Genomic DNA, 22,230 nt, shown 5'->3' with positions numbered 1-22,230 from the left:
GCATGACTTTCGCTGACGAGGTGAAGAGCGCCGTCACACCACGGGCCGCACTGCTCGTGATCGGCGTACTGGCACTGCAACTGCTGTTCATCGCGTCCTATGTCGGAGCACTCCACAAGCCGAAGCCGACGGACGTCCCCTTCGGCGTCGTCGCACCCCAGCAGGTGTCCGCCCGGCTCGTCACCGAACTGAAGAACCTCCCCGGCGGCCCCCTCGACCCCCGCGCGATCACCGACGCGGCCACCGCGCGCACGCAGATCCTGAACCGCGACATCGACGGCGCCCTGATCGTCAGCCCCAGAAGCACGACCGACACCGTGCTGGTCGCCTCCGGCGGCGGCACCGTCCTGGCCGACTCCCTGACGAAGATCATCACGAAGGTCGAGCTCACCCAGCGGCGCACGGTGCGCTCCGTGGACGTGGCCCCGGCCTCGGACGAGGACTTCGACGGCCTCTCGTCCTTCTACCTGGTCGTCGGCTGGTGCGTGGGCGGATACCTCTGCGCCTCGATCCTGGCGATCAGCGCCGGCACCCGGCCCGCCAACCGTCAGCGCGCGGTGATCCGGACCGGAGTCATGGCCCTCTACTCGATCGCGGGCGGAATCGGCGGCGCGATCATCATCGGCCCGATCCTCGGAGCCCTCCCCGGATCCTTCTGGGGGCTGTCGGGCCTGGGTGCGCTGACCGTCTTCGCGGTCGGCATGATCACCCTCGCCCTGGAGGCACTCACCGGCATCGTCGGCATCGGCCTGGCCGTCCTGATCGTGGTGATCGCGGGCAACCCGAGCGCGGGCGGGGCCTTCCCGCTCCCGATGCTCCCGGACTTCTGGCGGGCGATCGGCCCCGCACTGCCGCCGGGAGCCGGGACCTGGGTGGCGCGCTCGATCGCGTACTTCAAGGGCAACGCGGTGACCGGACCGCTGCTGGTGCTGTCCGCGTGGGCGGTGGCGGGCACGGTCGTCACCCTGCTGATGGCGATGCGCAGGAAGCCGGAGACGGCGGAGCCGGCCGCCCCGCTCGCCGGACCGGCGGGCGGCGGGTCGACGCCGGCGTAGCGGGGGGACCGACTGTCCCCACGGCGGAGGGCGGCCTCCAGGCCGATGTACATCGACCCCATCAGCACCCGGGGCCCCTCCCCTCCGGGCCCGATCCGCCCTCTCCCGCTGCCGTCCCCGCCATGAGCGGGGGCGGCAGCGGCGTCCCCGTGACCACCACCGGGCCACCACGCCAATTCCCGGCGTCCAGTGGACGCAACGGCTAGTAATGACAGGTGCATGGCGGCATTCTTGGGGCCACCTCATGAACCCCGATGAGGTGCACGACCGCCCCAACACCTCCTCACCCCACGGAGATTGCCATGCGCCGCCGCGTCGCCACACTGCTCAGCACCGTCGTCCTGTCACTCCCGCTCGCCCTGCTGCCCGCCACGTCCGCTTCCGCCGCCCCCGCGGACAAGCCCCAGGTCCTGAGCTCCTGGACCCAGACGAGCGCCTCCAGCTACAACGCCTGGAAGGCCGCCCGCGGCAACCAGGGGGCATGGGCCGCGTACGGCTTCGACTGGTCCACGGACTACTGCAGCACGTCGCCCGACAACCCGTTCGGCTTCCCGTTCCAGACCGCCTGCGCCCGCCACGACTTCGGCTACCGCAACTACAAGGCCGCCGGCACGTTCTCCGCCAACAAGGCCCGTCTGGACTCCGCCCTGTACGCGGACCTCAAGCGGGTGTGTGCGGCCTACTCCGGGGCCACGCTGACCTCGTGCAACGCCACGGCCTGGACGTACTACCACGCGGTCGACATCTTCGGCGTCGCCCCGGCGGACGCGGGCGCCGGCAGAACGGCCCGGTCCGCCTGACCTGTCCCCTGCCCGGAGGCCCGGGCCGGTCCGCTCGCGGTCCGGGCTTCCCTCTTCTCCCGGAGCCCCTCCCTGCCGGGCCGTCACCTCGTCCTACGCGACGTCGGGCCGTGTCATCAGGGGCGACCGCACATGCAGTTGCAGGTCGGGGCCGGTGAGAGGCAGGGTGCTCCACAACGCCGTGCCAGTCCCGGCGTCGGCGTCGAGGACCAGCCGAACGCGGTGCGGGGTGGTGATGACGTAGAGATCGGCTACGAACGTGCCGCCCTGCCAGGCTCCGGCCGCGACGACGGGCCGGCCGAGCGGGGAGCTCTCCCGCCATGTCCCGTGGCCCACCTCGATATCGAAGAGCGACCCGAACCGCACCAGCCATCCGCCGTCGGCGGGATCGACGGTCACGGTCGTGCCGTCGGGCAGAGCAGACCCCTCGGCCGAGGCGTCGAGTCTCGCGCCGGCCGTACGCCGCGGACCGGCCGATCCCGGCACCGGCGGCAGCGACAGACGGCGCAGCCGCTCGGCGAGGAGCTCGTCCTCCCGGTCGCTCCCCCGGTGGCCCACGCCGGGCAGCAGACACTCCCACATCGCGTCGAGCACGTGCTGGGACTCGCCCTGGGCGGTCACGGCGACCACGAGGTCGTGCGACGGGACCACCACACACTGCTGTCCGAAGGCACCGTGGCCGTGATACCCGTGACGCGACATCCAGAACTGGTAGCCGTAACCGAGGGTGAAGTCGTCCCCCTGCGATCCGTCCTCGAACGGCAGGCTGTCGATGTGCCGGCCGGTCGCGGCCTCCACCCAATCGCCCGGGACCAGCCGCTGGTCACCCCAGAGGCCTCCGCGCAGCAGGAGTTCACCGAACGCGGCGACGGCCTCGGTCGTCAGGTGCAGGCCGTGGAATCCGAAGGCGGCACCGCTTGCCACCCGGTCCCACTCGGCGTGATCGACACCCATCGGCTTGAAGAGCCGTTCGTCGAGGAACTCCGGAAGGCCGCCGCGGCCCGTGACCCGCTCCACCATCCTGGCCAGGATGAACGTGGTCGAGTTGTCGTATGCGTGCCGCGTCCCCTCGGCCGCCGTGAACGGCAGGCGCAGGAACCCCTTCACCAAGTCGCCGGGCTCCCGTTCCCATGCCTCGTCGAGGCTGTCCGCGGGATGCCCGGCCGTCATGGACAGCAGGTGGTGAACGGTGATGCGGCTTCCCTGCTCCGAGATGCCGGCCGGGACGTGGTCGGGCAGCACGTCCACCACACGGTCGTTCAACGAGAGCAGCCCGTCGCCGATCGCGAGCCCCACGGCTATCGACGTGAACGACTTGGTCAGCGAGTAGAGGAGGTGCGGGCGGTCGGCCGAGTACGGCGCCCACCAGCCTTCGGCGACGACGTGCCCCCGGTGCACGATCATGATCGAGTGGCACTCGCCGGATCGCGCTTCGAGCCGGTCCAGCAGCAGGGCGATCGAACGGGACGATATACCGGAGACAGCCGGTGCCGAACGTGGAAGCAAGGGGCGCCGAGAAGACATCCTGGCTTTCTAACAGATCCGTGCCGCGCGGTGCGACCGAGTTGTGGACGTGCGCCGGTGACGGACCACGCACGCGGAACAGGGTGCGACCGCCCGCACGGCGTCCGCCGTGCGGGGTGCCTCGCGGAAAGGGCCCCCGGCACAGCCGGGGGCCCTGCGTCACCGCACGCGATCCGTCAGCCGATCTCCGCCCCGAACGCGGCCAGCGCCTCCGGCACCGGCTGGAAGAACGTCTCACCGCCCGAGGAGCAGTCGCCGCTGCCGCCCGAGGTCAGGCCGATCGCCGTGTCGCCGGCGAAGAGCGAGCCGCCGCTGTCGCCGGGCTCGGCGCAGACCGTGGTCTGGATCAGCCCGTTGACGATGTCGCCGTTGCCGTAGTTGACCGTGGCGTCCAGCCCGGTCACCTCGCCGTCGTGCACCTGCGTGGTGGAGCCGCTGCGCGACACCGTCATCCCGACGGTCGCCTCGCCCGCCTTGGTGATCGGCTGGGTGGAGCCGTTGTAGAGGTCGACCTCGCTGGGGTGCGCGGTGTCGGAGGTGTACTTCACCAGGCCGTAGTCGTTGTCGGGGAACGACGAGCCCGCGTTCGTACCGATCTCCGCGCCGCCCTGGGAGTCCGACCAGCTGGAGATCGCCTCGGTGCAGTGCCCGGCGGTCAGGAAGTACGGTTCGCCGTCCTTGACCACGTTGAAGCCGAGCGAGCAGCGCCCGCCGTTGCCCCAGATCGCGTCGCCGCCCGCGATGAACGGTGTGAACTCCCCGGCGGACCGTTTGAGCTCGGCCTTTCCGCCCAGGCTCTCGACCACCGAGCTGAGCCGCTGCCAGGCATCCCCCTTGACCGTGCGGTCGGCGGTGACGACCACCTTGTTGCCGACCGGGTCGACGGCCCATGAGGTGCCGGGGATCGTGGCCTTGCCGGTCAGGGTCTGCCGGGCCGACTTCAGCTCGGCGAGCGAGTTCTGCACGACTCTGGCCTTGCCGCCCGCCTGCCGGACCCGCTCGGCGGCGGCCTCGTCGACCACGTTCATCACGAGGTTCCTGGCGGAGGCGTCGTAGTACGCGCCGGCCGCGTCGGCGCCCAGGTCCTTGCCCAGACCGGTGGCGAGCTTTCCGGCCGCTACCGCGTCGAGCGTCCGGGCGGTGAACTGCGGTACCTCGTCACTGGCGTTCGCACTCTGGAACGTCACTCCTGCTGCCACCAGGGCGACCACAGCCGAACCGGCCAGCACTGCACGCTTCCTGGACATGCGTCGATGCTTCAACTTCGACCTCCTGTGGGGCCGCGCACAGGTGATGTGGGGTCGCCCGTACGCGGAGGATGGGGCGCCCACTATTCCGACCGCCCCGATAGCACACAAGGCCGACTTCAGGACGCACACACGACACCACCGGTTCGGTCGTGTCACGTTCACTTACCGGGGGTCAGGCCATGTCGGTCCCTTATGCGAACACCCGGTGCAACCGCCCGGTCGGCAGGGGGTGAGGTCTGGTCCTGTCCTGTATGCGCCCCCGCGGCTCCGGTTCCCGGCGCATCCCCGGGCCGCCGGCAGCCGTCCGCCACCCCGGAGCCTCCCAGATTCTGCCCACGCGCCATCCCCGTAACGGCTCTGATGGGTCATCATCGGATGGTGCGGGGAAAGCCGGACACGTCGTGTCCGCAGGAATCGCGAGGAGGCACGGAGTGCGCAGTCGGGTGCGCGCGGCCGACGGGCGGCAACTGGTGGTGGAGCGTCTGGGGGATCCTCGCGGCAGACCGGTCTTCCTGCTGCACGGGATGCCCGGCAGCAGGCTCGGACCGGCGCCGCGGGGCATGGTGCTGTACCAGCGCAAGACACAGCTGATCACCTACGACAGGCCGGGATACGGCGACTCAGACCGGCTGCCGGGCAGAAGCGTCGCGGACGCCGTGCAGGACGTACGGGCCATCGCGGACCACATCGGGCTCGACCGGTTCGCCGTGGTGGGCCGGTCCGGGGGCGCGTCGCACGCCCTGGCCTGCGCCGCTCTGCTGCCCGAGCGGGTCACCCGTACAGCGGCGCTGGTCGGGCTGGCCCCCCGGGACGCCGAGGGGCTCGACTGGTTCGAGGGGATGGCCCCCTCCAACGTACTGGCGTACACCACGGCGAGATCCGATCCGGACGGGCTCGCGCAGTCGTTCATCTCGCGGTCCGCGGTGATCCGGAAGAACCCGGTGCGCCTGATCGACGACCTGCGCCGGGAGCTGACCGACTCCGACCGGATGGTGGTCAACGACGTCGGCGTCCGCACCATGCTGTTGCGCAACTACCGCGAGGGGTTGCGCACTTCGGCATACGGCTGGATCGACGACGCGCTCGCGTTCAGCCATCCGTGGGGCTTCGATCCGGCCGACATCACCGGTCCGGTGCTGCTGTGGCACGGTGAGAAGGACGTGTTCTCACCGGTCGGGCACACCCGCTGGCTGGCGAGCCGCATCCCCGGCGCCACCGTCGTGGTGGAACCGGCTGCCGCGCACTTCGACGCGCTGCACGCGCTCCCCCGCATCCTCAACTGGCTGCTGGACACCTCCGAGGACTGAGCGGCGGGGACGGGGGGCGTCCGGCGCCGGCCGGACACCCCCCGTCCCGTGCCTCACACCGCCTGCGGTTCCAGTTCGCGCTGGAACCGGCGCTCGTCCCGGGCGATCCGGGTGAGCGGATGGTCGTCACCGAGCTGCCGGGTCAGTTCCTCGACCGTCTCCATCCTGACCTGGAGCGCCTCGTCCTTGCGCCCCATCGAGTCGAGCGTGACCGCCATGTTCGACTTCATGGCCAGCGTCTCCGGGTGGTGTGCGCCGAGCGCGTCCCGGAACTGCGTGGCCAGTTCCCGCTCGGTCTTCAGCACCAGGTCGAGATCGCCCCGCTCCGCCGTGGCGTTGGCCAGGTTCATCACGCTGAACAGCGTGTTGGGGTGGTTCCGCCCGTAGACCTCGCGCATCAGCGCGACCACCCGGGTCAGCACCTGCTCCGCCTCCTCGGCCGCGCCCGTCCCCCAGAGATAGACGCCCAGGTTGTTCAGGGCCGCCAGGGTGTAGGGGTGCTTCTCCCCCGGCACCTTCACGTACTGGTCGACGACCTCCTGCGCGGCGTCCCGGGCCTCGACCGCCTCACCGCCCGCGAACAGGTCGGCCGCCAGATTGAGATCGCAGGCCAGCGACTCCGGGTTGGCGGAGGTGTACTTGGCCCGGTACCGGGCCCGGGTCGCCACCGTGAGCCGGCGGGCGTCCTCCAGCCTCCCCGCCCGGCGCAGCGAGACCGCGAGGCTCTTGGCCGCGCTGAGCGTGCCGGGGAAGGACCGGCCGAGCGTGGCCTTGTAGCTGTCGTACGTACGGCTGAGGATGCCGACCGAGTCCTCGTACCGGCCGACGTCCCGCAGGTCACGCGCCAGGTTCATGGCCGAGGAGAGGCTGTACGGGTGCTCCTCGCCGAGCACCTCGCGGCGCCGGTCGAAGACGTCCTGGTCGATCTCGCGGGCCCTGGCGTACTGACCGATGGACCGCAGGGTGAAGGCCAGGTTGTTGGCCGCGGCCAGGGCCCTGGGGTGCGAGTCGTGGAAGATCTGGTTGAACCCGTCGGTGGCCTCGGTCGCCAGCTCGATCGCCCTGGTGTACTCGCCGAGCGTGCCGAGGTCGGTGGCCAGGCTGCTGGTGCTCATGTACGTGTGCGGATGCTCCGGGCCCAGCACCTCCCGCTGCGTCGCCAGGGTGATCTCGTCGAGCTCCATCGCCTCCACGTAACGGCCGCGCGAACGGTAGATGTTGGACAGATGGAAGCAGAGGTAGAGGTACTGGATGTCCCGCTCCCCCAGCGTCCCGCGCCAGATCTCGCGCAGCTCCTCGCAGAGCGTGGTGGCCGTCCTGAAGTCACCGCGCTTCCACAGGTAGCGCACCCGGTCGATCAGGAGCCTGCGCGCCTCGGGCTCCTTGCAGTTGCGGGCGTCGGACGGGCCGAGGTGCGGCCATATCGAGGAGAACTGAGGCCAGTTGGCCGGGTTGTCGATCGGCTCGTCGTCATCGGGACGGGCACCCGCCAGGATGCGGTGGACCGCGTGCCGGGCGTCCCGCTGCTCCTCCTCGGTGAGCTGGGCCCGGATGACGGCCTGGACGAGCCGGTGCACCTGGATGGAGTTGGAGACCTGGTCGACCTTGGCGAGGGCGAACCGGCCGATCTCCCGGATGACGCGGCCCAGCACCAGTTTCTCCTGGAGCGAGGCGTCGTACGGCTTCAGCGCCTCGATCATCTCCTTGCTGTACAGCAGGTTCCCCGAGATCGGCTCGGGGGCGAAGAAGGCGCAGAGCTGGAGGAGGCGCACCGCGGCGGGCGAGCGCTCCTTGAGCCGCTGGATGGAGATGTTCCAGGTCGCGGCGACCGGCTCGGGGTATCCGGCCGGCTGGTTGAGCGCCAGGACCTCCGGGGCCTGCTGGGCCAGCTGTTCCAGATAGGTGTCGATCGGGGTGGCGGTCTCCGCGATCCACGCCGCCGCCTGTTCGACGGCGAGCGGCAGGTCGCCCACCGCGGTGGCCACCTGGGCGGCGTCCTCGTCGCTCAGCCCCGGCGCCCGGCGCTGGAGGTGCTCGATGGACTCCTCGCGCAGGAAGACGTCGACGGGCAGCGCGTCGCCGTGCTGGGACCAGGCCTGGTTGCGGGAGGTGACCAGGATGTGGCCCGAGCCGCCCTGCGGGAAGTAGCGCCTCAGCCGTTCGGGGTCGTCGGCGTTGTCGAAGACCAGCAGCCAGCGGTCCGAGGGCACACCCCTGCGCAGCAGGTCGACGGCCTCCTGGGAGGCGGCCGCCATGTCGTCGCCGCCCTGGGCTCCGAGCCGGACGGCGAGTTCGGCGAGACCGGCGACGACGTCGTCGGTCTGCTCGGACGATATCCACCAGACCAGGTCGTAGTCGGCCATGAACCGGTGCACGTACTCCAGGGCGACCTGCGTCTTGCCGACGCCGCCGAGTCCGTACAGGGTCTGCGGCTGCGGCAGTACGACGGCCATGCCGCCGCCGAGCTGGTCGCGCATCCGCTCCAGGACCAGGGAGCGGCCGGTGAAGCCGGGGTTGCGCGGCGGTGCGTTCCAGATCCGGGGGACGGTGCCGGGGAAGCGCGGCCCCGGCGAGACCGCGTCGGTGAGCTGTACGGGCCGGTCCAGGGCGCGTAACAGGGCGGCGGTGGCGTGCACCTCGTCGAGCCGGAACAGGTCGACGGGGTTGCGGTCGATGTAGGGCGCGGACAGCCGCACGTCGCCGACCCTGAGCGGCAGCAGATGACGCCGTCCGCCGCCCGGGTCCTCGGCGACGGCCCGGTCCCAGAGGCTCACCGCACGCTGCGACTTGAGGTAGGCGCTGGAGAGCAGCACCACGGTGCGGACGGCGTTCTCCGTGGTGACGGCGGCCGCGTCCTGCGGTCCCCGCTCGGCGGACACGTCACGGGGCACGACGCGGAAGCCGGCCCGGGTGAGGACGGACTCGATCCAGTCGGCCCACATCCGGTTCTCCGCCACATAGCTGAGGAAGAGATCGGCGGGCAGCGCGGGCCTGCGCCGGGTGAACGCGTCACGGATGCGCAGCCGCACCTCTTCCCCGACCGGGGGCATCGAGGTGATCTGCTGGTCCGTGATGACGGAGGTGAGCCGTTCGAAGGCGGAGAGGAGGGAGTTGGTGAGCCCCGTCTCGTCCCCGAAGGTGGCCAGCGTCTCCTCGTACGCGTAGTAGGGGCGGTACGGGATCTCCACCGCGCCCCAGTAGGCGGTGAGTTCGTCTCCCGACAGGTCGCGCGGCAGCCGGTCGAACTTCAGCCGGGCCAGGGCCCGGCCGGCGTCGGCCTTCTCCTTCTCGCCCTCGTCGATGCGCATCGGGACGGGGAAGATGGAGATGGGACGGCCGGTGTACCGCTCGGAGATCTGCCGGGCGACCGAGGCGGCGCCGTCGATGGACTGGTCGCTGAGGGTGAAGCAGTCGACGAGCACGTCGGGCAGGTGGACGGTGCAGATGTCGGCGATGTCGCTGAGCCCGGTGCGGCTGTCGATGAGGATGTAGTCGTAGTTGGCCTTCATGTCGTCGCGCAGGGCGTCGAAGAAGTGGCCGCCGCCGAGCCGGTCGTAGAAGTTGTCCCAGTCGAACGTGGAGACGGTCGCGGAGTATTCGCGGTTCTGCCGTCCGGCGGAGACGAAGTCGAGCGTGCCGCCCTGCGGGAACTCCCAGCCGAGCGCCTCGGGGGTGAGCGAGACGGCGTGCGGCTGGATCCGGGCGTACTCCCGGTGCCAGTCGTCGGCCCGCTGCACCGGGCTGGTCGCGGCCCAGGCGTACTCGGTGATCAGGTCGATGACACCGGTGGTGGCGCCGAGGGTCGAGGGGTCGAGGAACGGGTGGAAGAACCGGTGGAGTCCCGGCGCCTCCAGGTCCCAGTCGACAGCCAGTACCCGCTTGCCGTTGGCAGCGAGAATCCAGGCGGTGTTCGCCAGGGCCATGGTGCGCCCGGTACCGCCCTTGTACGAGTAGAAGGTGACGATGCGCCCGTCACGACTGGCCGTCATCCGTGTCCTCCGCATCCGTCGAAGCGTCATGTGTTCCGGGGATGTACTGGGTCTGCGCCATCGGTCCCATCAGGCGGGTCCGTTCAGTGGGTCCTCCGCCGCCGGTGGCGGGCAGATAGACGGCCGCGTGTCTCAGGTACTGCTGGGCGGCCACCTCGACCACCTGCGGCAGGATCTGGCCGAAGGCCTCCATGCTCGGTACGCCCTTGGCCGCGGCCCGGCAGTAGGCCCGCCCCTGGCGCATCTTGGTCGGCATGGTCTGTTCGAGCCTGGCGGTCAGTTCGGCCTCCGCGGCTCTGCTCTCGTGGTCGTCGCGGTTCCACGGCACGACCATCGTGACCCAGGGGCGGTGTTCCGCGTCGAAGGCGGCGAGCCGTCTGCACCGTTCCTCGTCCCTGAGCGCCCAGCGGTCGACGAGGAGGATCTCCGGTGTGGTGGGCTGCTTCCCGACCGGGAGGCCGGCCTCCTCGTCGAAGGAGGTGACGGTGGCCTGGTAGTTGAGGGAGCGCACCAGGTCCTCGGCGACATAGGCCAGGGGCCGTGCGGCGTCCGGGTGGTAGGGGTTCCAGTCCTGGGGGTTGTCGCCGTAGTAGTCGGCGTTGCGCCCCTCGGGCAGGTCGTGGCGGGTGGCGGCCGCGATGGTCACCTGCATGGGGCGGGGGCCGCCGGCCACGCTGCCCGTCGAGCCGAAGGCGCTGGGGGCCAGCCGGTAGTCGACCGGCCGGCCGGTGCCGATCCGTACCGAGTCGGCGACACTGACGATGCGTTTGGCGAGCTCGTACACCGCCCGCTCGTACTCCTCGTTGAAGAGTTTGAGCTTGATCAGTCCGTAGAGTCCGTCGCTGACGTAACGGTCTCCGAAATCACGGTGGTTGAACTGTAATCGCTCGGCCGGCCCGGGCAGTTGGCTGGGCGGCACCGGCACCCAGAGCGCCGGGACGATCGCTTCGGCGGGCTGGTTGGAGCGGGCCCGGTAGTGGATGGCGCGCTGGGCGAAGGCGTACCACTCCTTGCCGCACATCTCGCTGGCGAAGTAGCGCGGCGAGAACAGCGGTACGAACACCCGGCAGGTGGCCAGCACCTCGCCGAGCCGTTCCGACCAGCCCTCGCCGGAGCGTATCTCGCGGTCGATGAAGCCCGCGGGGGCGCCCGCGGGCAGATCGGTCATGGCCATCACATGGCCACAGAGATCCTGGAAGAGCCGCTCGACCCACATGTCGGGGTCCGTGCCACCGCCGTACCCCGGTGTGTGGGCGTAACTCAAGAAGAAGTACGGCCGATGGTCCGCCGCTCGCTGCTGCGTCGTCGCGTGCACACGACCCCCGTCCTGTGTGAGCACCCGCACCCGAGGAGTGAAGAGAATGCGAGCGAATTCATCATTCCGGAGCGGACCTTGCTCCACCCCCATGACGTTCGGTCAATCAACGCCGCTTTTCAGTCATCTGTTCCCAGCCCCTGTCGATCACACTCCTGAGCACATGCGGTCTGCGGCCGTTCCTCCCGGTTTCCCGAGTCCGCGACCGCCCTCCCCATCGAACCGGAATTCTGGATTCAGAATTCTTTTCGCATCAGAGCCAGCAGTCGTTTCCCACCGACGGTGAGTTCGGCCGCCCCTTCGAGCGTGTCGAGCGCCTGCGGCACACCGTCCCGGTACCGGGAATCGAATGCCGCGAGCGCCAGCCGTTCATAGACGTCGGCCAGCAGCCGGGAAAACGGAACGAATTCTTCCCGCCAGGGCATTCGATGTTCCCAGGAGCCGTCCGCCGCGTAAAGATCCGCGACGTCCACAAGTGCCCGGAATCTCGCCCGCCGCACTCCGCGCAGCAGCGCGAGCGCCAGCGTTCCGGCGCTCCCGCCCGCCCCGATCCCGAGTGCGCCGTATCCGTGCCGCCCCACCGAGGGCTCCCCCGGCGCGACGCCGGCGAGGGGAGTGAAGGTGAGCGGGACTTCGGTCGCCGCCGCGCCGTAGGCGGGAGCCCGCTGCTCGATCAGCGCCCAGGCCTCGGTGAGCGCGGCGCCCAGACGGCCGGCCCCCGCCGCGTCGAGCGTGGGGGCCGCGGGTGCGCCGAAGCAGTCCCGGTGCGGGTCGAGGTCGTCGATCACAAAGCCCTGGCCCGGGAAGGGGCCGCCCGGCAGGACGAACCCGCGCACCGGCAGCCAGCCGGGCTCTGCCTCGGCGGACCGCCTGATCCGCCGCTCCGCCGCTCCGCCGGCGGAGCCGGCCAGGAACCCGTCCCCGGCCGCGCGCACCAGCACGGTGCCGCGCTCCCCCGGACCGGCCACCGTCAGCCGGCCCAGGGTGGGCAGGACGAGCCCGCCGTCCCGGTAGGGCGCCGGCACCGGCAGATCGAGGCCGGCCCGAACGGCGGCCGCGGCGAGAAGGGTCTGCAGGCCGTCCGCGGCTGCGGAGGGCGCTTCCGTCCGCTCCTCGTGCAGGGCGTCCAGCGCGTCGAGCAGCCAGGTACGTGTGTACGGATGGGCCAGTACGCCGTCCAGCCCCCGGGCCCCTTCCTCCGAGCCCTCCAGCACGGCCGCCAGCTCCCACGCCGCCGCCCACCGCTCGCCGCCCCTGCCGTCCAGGTCCGCGTGCAGCCGGGCCAGCAGGGTGCGGGTGAGGTCCTCCTGGGCCGCGAGCAGTTCGGCCGGATCGGCCACCGCGGGCGCCACGGTGTCCGCGGGCGTACGCGCCTCGATGCCACGCACCAGGGCGGCGAGGTCGTGGCAGTACACGGACGGGTTGTCGAATCCTTCGCCGTCGCCGGCGGAACGGTAGCGGTGGGTGTACAGACCTCCCCCGCACGAACGTACGACGGGGCAGCGGCGGCACGTCTCGCTGACGCCCGCCAGGCCGAGCTGCCTGGCCCGCACCCCGGGATGCGCCGCGACCTCGTCGAAGGCGTGCGCGAAGACGTCGAATCCGGTGTCCGCAGCGCCCTCGTACGCACTCTTCAGCGAATCGACCTGCTCCAGCCGGCCGTCGGTCTCCACGACGACGAGGTCGGTCGGCGCGAGGCCCAGCGACTCGGTGAGGCTGGGGCCGCCGTTGAGCGTGGAGGCGACCGAGGAGAAGATCCGCACCGGCACCGGACGCCCCTGCTCCTGCCAGCGGTCGAAGACCGCGAGGAGCCAGTCGGCGTAGGCGGTGGGCGATCCGTCCGGCCGCGGCGGCGGGTCGTCCCAGGTGGCGTGGGGCAGCAGGAAGTCGATGAGCGGCGGTTCGAGCTCCGTGAGTGCGTCGAGGACCGCGACCGGGTCGTTCTCGATGTCGATGGTGCACAGGAGACCGAGGTTGAGATGGCGGTAACGCTCCTGCCGGAGCAGCTCGACGGCCTTGAGCACCAAGGGGTGACTGCTGCGCCCGTCGGCGAAACGGCGGTGCCGGTCGTTGGCCGCCCGGTCGCCGTCGAGGGAGATGCCCACCTTGACGTCGTACTCGCTGAAGAGGTCGAGATAGCGCGGGCTGAGCTGCAGGCCGTTGGTGTGGATCCGCAGATCCAGGGCGGCGATGCCGTCGAAGGCGGAGGTGAGCTCTTCGCAGATGCGCCGCAGCCGGGCGGGACCCGCCAGCAGAGGCTCCCCTCCGTGCAGGATTACTGACACGGAGGGCAGTGCGTGTGTCTTGGCATGCTCAGCCAGGCGCTGAGCAGTCCGGAAGATGACTTCGTCAGAGATTGTTTTCGGACGGGTTCGCCAGCTCTGATCGGCATGTTCGTAGACATAGCAATGGTCACAGGCAAGATCGCACCTGCTGTGAACCTTGAGGACTACTTCACGGAAAGGGACCAGGGGTCCTGTCATTCCACCAGTCTAGCCAGCCCGGAAGGGTGATCCGGCAAACCGGCCGCCCCGGAGGAGTGATCCGTAATACGGGATCAGAGGGAGGAGTTGAAGGTGGATGCCTGGCTGGGGCGACCGGCGGAGGCGACATGCACCCGACCGAGCTTCCTGGCTGCTTCGCCACCACGCGCGTCGATCGCGGCGAGCGGCACACGGCTCTTCTTCGCAACGGCGAAGGAGAGGGAGGATTCAGTGGTCTTCACGGCCGTCCTTGAGGGGATTCGTTCCGATGGAATGGTTCCGGACAGGAAACCAGCGTTGGTACCTGCACCATTGCAGTGTCCGGCGGCACGACTTTACTCTCATGACCTCGGTTGGCAACTGAGGACGCCCACTTGGAACAAGAGCGTCACACGGGGCCGGCCACGATCGAGCGGAACGATAGATTCCGCCATCAGGGTGACGACATAACCGCAGACGGGAGTGAACATGACGGCGATTCCCGGACCACTGCAGAGCATGGTCTTCAGGAACGCTGATCTGCCCGAGCTCTTTCATCACACGGATGCCATTGCGATCGCCCGCCAGCGGGAGGCGGTGAATACCACCCGCTGGCAGCTCATCCTACTCGTCGCGGGCACGGTTCCGGCCGCGCTGCCCTGGCGCGCGGAGGTCGGGGGCACGCTCCAACTGACGGACTGCGCGGCAGTGTTGGCCTACCTTGGCGTCCTGGTCACCACCTACCTCACCTCCCGGCGGAAAGCGAAGTCGCATTGGCAGCTCAATCGCTCCGCGGCGGAGTTCATCAAATCGATGTGCTGGCGTTACTCCGTGCATGGCTCACCTTTCGATACCGGCACGCAGCACCCCGAAGCGGTGTTCGCCAACCGGCTCGAAGAAGGACTGCAGGAGCTCCGCAAGGTGGGCTGGGCCGACCCCCGGGACCAGACGGCCGATTCCGGCGGGCTCATCACCGATTCCATGCGCGCATTGCGGGACAAGGCATTCACCGTGCGCAAGGAGACCTATGTGCGTGACCGGCTGATCGAACAGCGCAGCTGGTACCGCAGACGCCAGGAGGTGTCCCGGCGGGCCACGCTGGTCTGGTCGACCACCATCGCCGGGCTGACGGCCCTCGCCCTGCTCCTCGCCGTCCTCAGGGCCTTCTCGGCCGGCCAGTCCTTCGCACTGACCGGCGTGCTCTCCGCGGCCGCCGCCGCATGTCTCGCCTGGTGCGAGATGCGCCGCCACCATCCGCTGATCTCGGCCCACTCCCTGGTGGAGAAGGACCTGGAGTCGATGCAGATAGCGATGGAGACCACCCTGAACGAGCGCCAGTGGCCGCGGGCGGTGTTCGAGACCGAACGCATCGTCTCCCCCCAGCACACCGACTGGCTCGCGCGGCACCAGATGTGACGCGGCTCCTCGAAGCGGAGACGGGCCCGCCACCGTAAGGGTGACGCGCCCTTTGTTCTCTTCGCGAGGGGTCAGCGGCGGGTGCTCATCCAGAGGACGAGCACGGTCACCAGGCCGCTTCCTGCCCGGTAGGCCGCTCCGCGGAGGGCTTCGTACCCCAGATCGAATGACTGGTGCCCACGACGCTTCAGCGAAACCCGCAGGTAGCGGAGGGTGCGCCTGAACACTCGGTCCACGGCGGAGCTGTGCTCGTCGTCGCCATCCGAGCTATTCTTCATGTGGTGTCCTTTCATGCTTCCCGTTGGATGTGGCGCCGCGCGAGGAGCTCGTCCCGACTCATTGGCCTAGGAACCGGAGTCGGGGCAGAGCTCCTTTTGCGCTACCCAGATTCTACTCGGCACCCGGTGGGTGCTCCGGGTGCCGAACCGAGTTTGAGTGCCACGCTGAAGGTGGATGCCCGGGCACGGCGGCCGTCGTTCAACTTCTTTGCTTAAGAGGTTGGTTGACCCGGGGAACACCTTGATACCTGCACCGTTGAGTGACCGGCGGAACGACTTTACTCTCATGACCTCGGTTGGCAACTGAGGACGCCCACGTGGAACAAGAGCGTCACAGGGGTCGGCCCCCAAAAAATCGGAACTCCAGATTCCGCCAACAGGGCGCGAGGGCACACCTGTTGGGCACCCACCAAACCGACGGCCCTCGGCGCACTCCAACACGCGGCCTGAGCAGTCAAGTTGGCAGGTCCTGGCTTCCCGGTCACCACCCGCCCCCTCCCGGCGGAAGGCAAGGACACGTGGAGGGCTCAATCACTCAGCGGCGGAGTTCATCAAATCGATGTGCCGGCGCTACTCCGTGCACGGCTCACCTTTCGATACACGCAGCACCCCGAAGCGGTGTTCGCCAACCGGCTCGAAGAAGGACTGCAGGAGCTCCGCAAGGTGGGCTGGTCCGACCACCGGGACCAGACGGCCGATTCCGGCGGGCTCATCACCGATTCCATGCGCGCCTTGCGGGACAAGGCATTCACCGTGCGCAAGGAGACCTACGCGACCGGCTGATCGAACAGCGGAGCTGGTATCGCAGGTGCCAGGAGGTATCCCGGCGGGTCGCACAAACGCGGCCTGCCGACGCCTATGACAACCAGTCAGCTCCGCTCGACCCCGTCGCGCCAGATCACCGTGACCGGGCGGCCGAGCCCGCGGGCGTACGTCACGATGTCCCCCGTGCCGCCGAGGCCGCGGGCGGGGCGGCCGTCCCACACGGCGAGCAACCGGTCGCAGTGCTCGGCGATGTAGGCACCGGCCGCGTAGTACGCCTCGTCGGTGGAGTGCGGGTAGTCCAGTCTGACCTCCCGCACGGCGCGGGCCTTGAGGGCCCGGTAGCGGGCCAGTTCGGCTCCGTCGGCGAAGCACTCCTCGTAGTCGCCGCTGGGGATGACCGCGGTCAACTGGGCGCCGTGGGCGAGGGCGAGGTCCGCGAAGAGCTGATCCGCCCCGACGGCGAGGCTGGACAGCGCCTCCACCGAGCCGTCGAATCCGCGGAACGCCGCGCGCATCGACGCCAGCACGTGGTCATGGGCTTCCTGCGGGATGCTGCGGTGACCGGTCACTCCGATGCGTTTCACGGACCTGGAACCCCCTGGGATGTCTGCCGGGGGTTCCCGGAGGGCATTCCTCCGGAAGACGCAGCGTCCGCCCCCGTTGCTCCGGCGTGACCGTTCTGTGCCACATCCTCTCAAAAGCCGCGGCCCCAGCGGGAGCCCCCGCCCGTAATTCGGGCGGGGGCTCGTCGTGTTCGAGGTGCGCTTTCGAGGTGCGGGCCGGCTCCGGGGGCAGATCCGGCCGCCCGGTGCGTCAGTAGACGCTGACGCCGTACGCGCTGAGCGCCTCGGTGACCGGCTGGAAGAACGTCGTACCACCGGAGCTGCAGTTGCCGCTGCCGCCCGAGGTGAGTCCGATCGCCTTGGAGCCGGAGTAGAGCGGACCGCCGGAGTCACCGGGCTCCGCGCAGACGTTCGTCTTGATCATGCCGTAGACGATGTCGCCGCTGCCGTAGTTGACCGTGGCGTTGAGCGCGGAGACGGTGCCGCTGTGGATGCCGGTGGTGGAGCCCCGGCGGGTGACGGACATCCCGACCGTGGCGTTCGCCGCACTGGTGATGTCGACGCTGCCGACGGTGCCCTCGTGGGAGACGGCCGCGTTGTCGTAGCGCACCAGGCCGTAGTCGTTGGTCGGGAAGCTGGAGCCGACCGTCGGGCCTATGTAGGTGGTGTTGGAGGAGTTGGTGTACCAGGGAGGGTTGCCGTCGGTGCAGTGACCGGCGGTCAGGAAGTAGTACGTGCTGCCGCTGCGGACGTTGAATCCGAGGGAGCAGCGCCAGCCGGGTGCGTAGATGGCGTCACCGCCGGAGAGCAGCTTGCTGAACTTCCCGGAGGTGCGCTCGATGCGCAGGGCTCCGGCGTCGGCCCCCGCGGAGTCCTTGATCTGCTGGATCTCCGCGGCGGAGACCGTGCTGTCGGCCGTGACCACGAGCTTCTTCGTCACGGGGTCGACGTTCCAGGCCGTACCGGCCACGTCGGCGCCGAGGACGGCGTCGCTCACGGCGGACAGCTGGCTGGCGCTGTACGTTCCGGTGGAGCTGGCCTGTGCGCTGGGAACGGCGAGTGCCGCGACCGCCACGAGACCCGCGGCGATGGCGACGGCCCTGCTGCGTCTCGCGGCAGTGCTGAGGGGGGTGGTGCGCTTGATCCTCACTTGTTTCCTCCCGAGGGGAGTCGGGGGTCCGCCTGTGGGGTGGCCGGACCCGTGAGGCGCAGTCAGGGGCGCGGCTGTCCGTCCGCATTCCGAATGTGCCGTGCTCCTGACAAGCGCTGCTCGGGAGTATTCAAGGCGTCAACTTCTTGCGCAAGACCGCCTTTTGGCCTGAGCTTGCCGGATCCCGGGTGTCGCCGCGCATGCGTCCGGCCCCGGCGCAGGACGGTCCGCCGGGGCCGGACGCGGGCGGGCAAGGGCGCCCTGGTTCAGCCGTCGGTCCGCGTGCGCTCCCCTGCTTCGACAGCGACGGGAAGCGTGTTGCCGGGCGGCGGGAAGGGGCAGATGAAGTGGTCGGCGAAGGCGCAGGGCGGCAGCAGCGCGCGGTTGAGGTCCACCGTCACCGACCCGTCTTCGGCCGGGGCGGCGGGCCGCAGGAACCGGAAGCGGTAACTGGTGTTCCCGCTGGTGGCGTCGGCGAAGACCGCCCAGAGCGAGCCGTCGCCCTCGACGGCGACCTGGAGGGTGTGCTCGACGCCGTCCAGCGCGAAGGCGATCTCCCCGCCGAGCCCCAGCCCGCGCTCGACGCCGTCGGCGTTCTCGACCCGGACGGTGCGCGAGATGCCGTAGGGGCGGAAGACGCCCGGCACGGCCCAGCGCGGTTCGTACGGGGTGGCCTCGATGGCGCGGAAGGCGCGCCGCGCCGCCGAGTCGGGGTCGAAGTCCCTTACCGCCCAGAGGCCTTCGCGGCTCAGCACGACGAGGCGGCGCTCGCCGTGCGTCACCCGGGAGGCGTCGATCGGGCCGCGGTCGGCACCGAGCCGGACCTGGCCGGTCAGGGGCTTCCCGTCGACGCTCAGGCCGTCCTCGGGGACGGCGGTGAGCACCACCTCGTCGCCGTCCTCCTGCCAGTGGCCCGGGACGGCCGGAATTCGACCGTCCGGGTAGTCGGAGAGCCAGTGGGTGCCGGTGAGGGAGAGCGGCCCGTACGGTGCGGCGACCGTGGCGGTCCGCTCCCGGTGCCAGTCGTTCCAGTCCCGCGCTGCCTGCTGCTGTGCGTCCGTGCTCATGTGGTCAACCTTTCCATACCGGCTCGGCGATCCCGAGGTGCGACCGCAGCGTGGAGCCGGTGTACGCGCTGCGGAACACCCCGCGTTCCTGGAGGAGCGGAACGACCTGGTCGACGAAGTCGTCGAGGCCGCCGGGTGTGAGATGGGGGACGAGGAGGAAACCGTCGGCGGCACCCGTGGCGACGAGTCCGGCCATCTCCGCCGCGACGGTCCGGGGGCTTCCGATGAACGTCTGCCGGCCGGTCGCCTCGATGACGGTCCGCCGGATGGACAGTCCCTTCTCCCGGGACAGTGCGCGCCAGCGCGCCGCGACGGCGAGGGCGTCGCCGGGCCGCCGGCCCGCGGGGTCCGGGTCGATCACGGGCAGCGGCCCGTCGGGATCGTACGAGGAGAGGTCGCGGCCCCAGACCCGCTCCAGGGCCAGGATCGCGTGCCGGGGCGAGACCTGCTGGAGGCGGATGCCGGCCGCCCGCTCCCGCGCCTCGGCGTCGCTGTCGCCCAGCACCACGCCGACGCCGGGCATGACCGTCAGTTCGTGGGGCTCCCGGCCGTACTTCGCGAGCCGTCCCGTGATGTCGGCGCGGAAGGCGCGGCCCGCCTCCCGGGTGCCGTGCCGGGTGACGACGATGTCGGCGGCGGACGCGGCGAACTCACGGTCCTCGGCCGCGTCCCCCTCCCGGATGACCACGGGGTGCCCCTGCGGGGAGCGCGGGACGGTGAACTCGCCCTCGACGGAGAAGTGCCGGCCGTGGTGGGCGAAGGGGCGCGGGGTGCCGTCGGGTGTCCAGGAGTCCCACATTTCGCGGGCGGTGGCGAGGAACTCGGCGGCGCGGGTACCGCCGCCGGCCGGGTCGATGTGGGCGCCACTCCGGAAGTTCTCACCGGTGAGGGCGTCGCAGGAGGTGGCGCAGGCGACGTTCCACGCGGCCCGGCCGGCACTGAGGTGGTCGAGGGTGGCGAGCCGGCGGGCCACGTCGCAGGGCTCGTTGAAGGTGGTGCCGACGGTGGCGGCGAGGCCGAGCCGGTCGGTGACGGCGGCCAGGGCGGCCAGCACGGTGAGGGACTCGGGCCGGCCGGCCGCGTCCAGATCGTGGATCAGACCGTGGTGCTCGCGCAGTCGCAGCTCCTCGGGAACGAGGACGAAGTCGAAGAGCCCGCGCTCCGCCGTCCGCGCGAGGTGTGCGAAGGAGGAGAACGCGATCTGGCTGCCGGAGCGGGGGTCGTTCCACACGGTTTCGCTGTTCACACCCGGGAAGTACGCGGCGAGACGCAGCTGCTTCGGGGCGTCCGTCATACCCGTGCTCCTTGCGGGGCGTTCCGGTTGGCCGGCCGGGCCAGGCCCAGGTGCTCGCGGAGGGTGCCCCCGGGGTAGAAGGTGCGGAACAGGCTGCGGTGCTGGAGCAGGGCCACCGTGCCGTTGACGATCCGTTCGAGGTCGCGCCCCGGAGTGATCGGGGTGAGGTGGAAGCCGTCGACGGCTCCGGTCCGGTGCCACTGGGTGATCAGGTCGGCGAGGTCGACCGGACCGCCGCGGTAGTAGGTGCCGTGCCCCGCGAGCGGCGGCCCGCTCGCCAGCCCCGGTTCCGGGGCCGATTCGGCGTCGCCCAGGTCGACGGTGAGGGCCGCGAGCACCCGCAGCGACCCGGGGTCACGTCCGTGTGCCACCGCGCGGCGGTGCAGGTCGTCGCGGATCCCGGCGGTCCGCTCGGGGGTGGTGGCCCGTACGAGCACCACGTCGGCGTGGCGGGCGGCGGTCTCCCTGGCCGGGTCCGCCGTGCCGTCGACGACCGTGACCGGGCGGCCCTGCGGGGGCCGGGGCACGACGGCGGGGCCGCGGATGCTGAAGGCGGCGCCATCGAAGTCGGTGCGGTGCAGCTTGTCGCGGTCGAGGAACCGTCCGCTGGCCGCGTCCCGGATCTCGGCGTCGTCCTCCCAGCTGTCCCACAGACGCGCTCCCACGTCGGCGGCCTCGCCGGCCTCCTGCCACAGTGCGGCGGCTGACGCGGCGGGGCGGCGGCCGAACAGCCGGGCCTCGGCGGCCGTCGTCGACACTTCCACGCCCCAGCCGGCCCGGCCGCCGCTGACCCAGTCCAGCGTGGCCACGGCGGACGACACGTGGAAGGGCTCGGTGTGGGTGGTGGTGACCGTCGGCACGAGCCCGATCCTGCGGGTGTCCGGCGCGACGCGGGACAGCACGGCGAGCGCGTCCGGTCCCGGCCGGGCGAAGGAGTCCCCGAGGGTGACGAAGTCCAGCGTCCCGCGCTCGGCGAGCCGGGCGAGGTCCGTGTAGTGCGCGGGGTCGTAGCGGGGCGGGCCGCCGATCTCGGCGGCCAGGTGGAGAGGGCGGAGGTAAGACATGGAGGGCTCTTTCGGAGGGGTTCGGGAGCGGCTTCGCCGCCCGTCCGGGCCACCGCCCCGGGCCGCGGGGCCTGCCCGGGGCGGTGGCCCGGACGGGGCGGGAGGACGGGAGGGCGGCGGCGCCGAGGGGGCGGGAGGGCGGGCGCGTCACAGCACCTTGGAGAGGAAGGCACGGGTGCGTGCGTGGCGCGGCCGGTCGAGTACGTCGGCGGGCGGGCCCTGTTCGACGATCCGCCCCTCGTCCATGAAGACGACGGTGTCGGCGACCTCGCGGGCGAACCCGATCTCGTGCGTGACGACGATCATCGTGGTGCCCTGGCGCGCCAGGTCTCTGATCACGTCGAGGACCTCGCCGACCAGTTCGGGGTCGAGCGCGGAGGTCGGCTCGTCGAAGAGCAGCAGTTTCGGTTCGAGGGCGAGCGCGCGGGCGATGGCCACGCGCTGCTGCTGACCGCCGGAGAGCTGCCTCGGGTACGCCGTCGCCTTGTCGTCGAGTCCGACGCGGGCCAGCAGCCGGTGCGCGGTGACGGCGGCCTGCTGCTTCGTACGGCCGAGCGCGGCCACCGGGGCCTCGGTGACGTTGTCGAGGACGGTGAGGTGGGGGAAGAGGTGGAAGTTCTGGAAGACGAAGCCGATCCGGGTGCGCCGGCGCAGGACCTCGCGCTCGGGGAGTTCGTACAGCCTGTCGCCCTTCCTGCGGTAGCCGACGAAGTCGCCGTCCACGGTGATCGATCCCCGGTCCGCCTTCTCCAGGTGGTTGACGGTGCGCAGCAGGGTGGACTTCCCGGAGCCGGAGGGGCCGAGGATCACGGTCACCTCGCCGGTCCGCACGGACAGGTCGATGCCGCGCAGTACGTCGAGGGAGCCGAAGCTCTTGTGGACGCCCCGGATCTCCACCATGGGCGCGGCGGGCGCGTGGGCGGGCTCGGTG

Annotated in this window: 17 protein-coding genes and 1 pseudogene; 5 read left to right on the top strand and 13 right to left on the bottom strand. The window is 70.6% G+C overall.

Features of this window, described 5'->3' with window-relative positions; translation table 11 throughout:
• The first annotated feature begins 2 nt into the window (after positions 1–2).
• On the top strand, positions 3–1,055 hold the full coding sequence (locus ACGFZA_RS25105) for a DUF3533 domain-containing protein (RefSeq protein ID WP_385287249.1): 1,053 nt from the start codon (positions 3–5) through the stop codon (positions 1,053–1,055).
• A 302-nt stretch (positions 1,056–1,357) separates the two neighbouring features.
• Entirely contained in the window at positions 1,358–1,855 is a 498-nt protein-coding gene (locus ACGFZA_RS25100) for a phospholipase (protein ID WP_385287247.1), read from the top strand.
• 93 nt (positions 1,856–1,948) lie between these two features.
• On the opposite strand, the gene ACGFZA_RS25095 is transcribed toward ACGFZA_RS25100, so the two are convergent.
• Positions 1,949–3,259, bottom strand: a complete 1,311-nt coding sequence (locus ACGFZA_RS25095; protein ID WP_393682026.1) for a serine hydrolase domain-containing protein — start codon at positions 3,257–3,259, stop codon at positions 1,949–1,951.
• A gap of 296 nt (positions 3,260–3,555) precedes the next feature.
• Complete coding sequence (locus ACGFZA_RS25090) at positions 3,556–4,641, bottom strand: S1 family peptidase (protein ID WP_385287243.1); 1,086 nt, start codon at positions 4,639–4,641, stop codon at positions 3,556–3,558.
• Positions 4,642–5,060: 419 nt separating this feature from the next.
• On the opposite strand from ACGFZA_RS25090, the gene ACGFZA_RS25085 reads away from it, so the two are divergent.
• Positions 5,061–5,936, top strand: a complete 876-nt coding sequence (locus tag ACGFZA_RS25085; RefSeq protein WP_385287242.1) for an alpha/beta fold hydrolase — start codon at positions 5,061–5,063, stop codon at positions 5,934–5,936.
• A 53-nt stretch (positions 5,937–5,989) separates the two neighbouring features.
• On the opposite strand, the gene fxsT is transcribed toward ACGFZA_RS25085, so the two are convergent.
• From fxsT to fxsA, 4 genes are all read right to left on the bottom strand, one after another.
• Positions 5,990–9,925 (bottom strand): FxSxx-COOH system tetratricopeptide repeat protein, encoded by a 3,936-nt coding sequence (gene fxsT / locus ACGFZA_RS25080; protein WP_385287240.1) that lies wholly within the window; start codon positions 9,923–9,925, stop codon positions 5,990–5,992.
• Positions 9,909–11,264, bottom strand: coding sequence for an FxsC protein (gene fsxC, locus ACGFZA_RS25075; protein WP_385287275.1), 1,356 nt, complete (start codon positions 11,262–11,264; stop codon positions 9,909–9,911). Before fsxC ends, fxsT begins: the two co-directional genes overlap by 17 nt.
• 212 nt (positions 11,265–11,476) lie before the next feature.
• The gene (fxsBH, locus tag ACGFZA_RS25070) at positions 11,477–13,723 is read right to left on the bottom strand and encodes a radical SAM/SPASM protein FxsBH, inactivated beta-hydroxylase extension form (RefSeq protein ID WP_393682022.1); all 2,247 of its coding nucleotides are present in this window, start codon (positions 13,721–13,723) and stop codon (positions 11,477–11,479) included.
• 74 nt (positions 13,724–13,797) lie between these two features.
• Positions 13,798–13,965 (bottom strand): FxSxx-COOH cyclophane-containing RiPP peptide, encoded by a 168-nt coding sequence (fxsA, locus tag ACGFZA_RS25065; protein ID WP_219571751.1) that lies wholly within the window; start codon positions 13,963–13,965, stop codon positions 13,798–13,800.
• A 226-nt stretch (positions 13,966–14,191) separates the two neighbouring features.
• Here fxsA and ACGFZA_RS25060 point away from each other — a divergent pair, with 226 nt between their 5' ends.
• A complete protein-coding gene (locus ACGFZA_RS25060) occupies positions 14,192–15,118 on the top strand; it encodes a DUF4231 domain-containing protein (RefSeq protein WP_393682020.1) in 927 nt (308 codons plus the stop codon).
• Between the two features lie 71 nt (positions 15,119–15,189).
• Here ACGFZA_RS25060 and ACGFZA_RS25055 read toward each other — a convergent pair whose 3' ends face one another.
• A complete protein-coding gene (locus ACGFZA_RS25055) occupies positions 15,190–15,396 on the bottom strand; it encodes a hypothetical protein (RefSeq protein WP_385287238.1) in 207 nt (68 codons plus the stop codon).
• A 496-nt stretch (positions 15,397–15,892) separates the two neighbouring features.
• Here ACGFZA_RS25055 and ACGFZA_RS25050 point away from each other — a divergent pair.
• Positions 15,893–16,232 (top strand): annotated as a pseudogene (locus ACGFZA_RS25050) (SLATT domain-containing protein); the annotation flags it as partial.
• A 33-nt stretch (positions 16,233–16,265) separates the two neighbouring features.
• Here the strand turns inward: ACGFZA_RS25050 and ACGFZA_RS25045 are convergent.
• From ACGFZA_RS25045 to ACGFZA_RS25020, 6 genes are all read right to left on the bottom strand, one after another.
• Entirely contained in the window at positions 16,266–16,745 is a 480-nt protein-coding gene (locus ACGFZA_RS25045) for a hypothetical protein (protein WP_385287236.1), read from the bottom strand.
• 229 nt (positions 16,746–16,974) lie between these two features.
• On the bottom strand, positions 16,975–17,874 hold the full coding sequence (locus ACGFZA_RS25040) for a S1 family peptidase (protein ID WP_385287234.1): 900 nt from the start codon (positions 17,872–17,874) through the stop codon (positions 16,975–16,977).
• A 266-nt stretch (positions 17,875–18,140) separates the two neighbouring features.
• Entirely contained in the window at positions 18,141–18,941 is an 801-nt protein-coding gene (locus ACGFZA_RS25035; protein ID WP_393682016.1) for a DUF1684 domain-containing protein, read from the bottom strand.
• Positions 18,942–18,945: 4 nt separating this feature from the next.
• The gene (locus tag ACGFZA_RS25030) at positions 18,946–20,235 is read right to left on the bottom strand and encodes an NtaA/DmoA family FMN-dependent monooxygenase (RefSeq protein WP_393682014.1); all 1,290 of its coding nucleotides are present in this window, start codon (positions 20,233–20,235) and stop codon (positions 18,946–18,948) included.
• Positions 20,232–21,299, bottom strand: a complete 1,068-nt coding sequence (locus ACGFZA_RS25025; protein ID WP_393682012.1) for an LLM class flavin-dependent oxidoreductase — start codon at positions 21,297–21,299, stop codon at positions 20,232–20,234. Before ACGFZA_RS25025 ends, ACGFZA_RS25030 begins: the two co-directional genes overlap by 4 nt.
• A 147-nt stretch (positions 21,300–21,446) precedes the next feature.
• Positions 21,447–22,199 (bottom strand): amino acid ABC transporter ATP-binding protein, encoded by a 753-nt coding sequence (locus tag ACGFZA_RS25020; protein WP_385288750.1) that lies wholly within the window; start codon positions 22,197–22,199, stop codon positions 21,447–21,449.
• Positions 22,200–22,230 lie beyond the last annotated feature (31 nt).

The organism is Streptomyces sp. NPDC048211, from assembly GCF_043202315.1.
Classification (GTDB): domain Bacteria; phylum Actinomycetota; class Actinomycetes; order Streptomycetales; family Streptomycetaceae; genus Streptomyces.
Note: the sequence above shows the minus strand (reverse complement) of the source record. Positions and strands in the feature narration are given on the sequence as shown.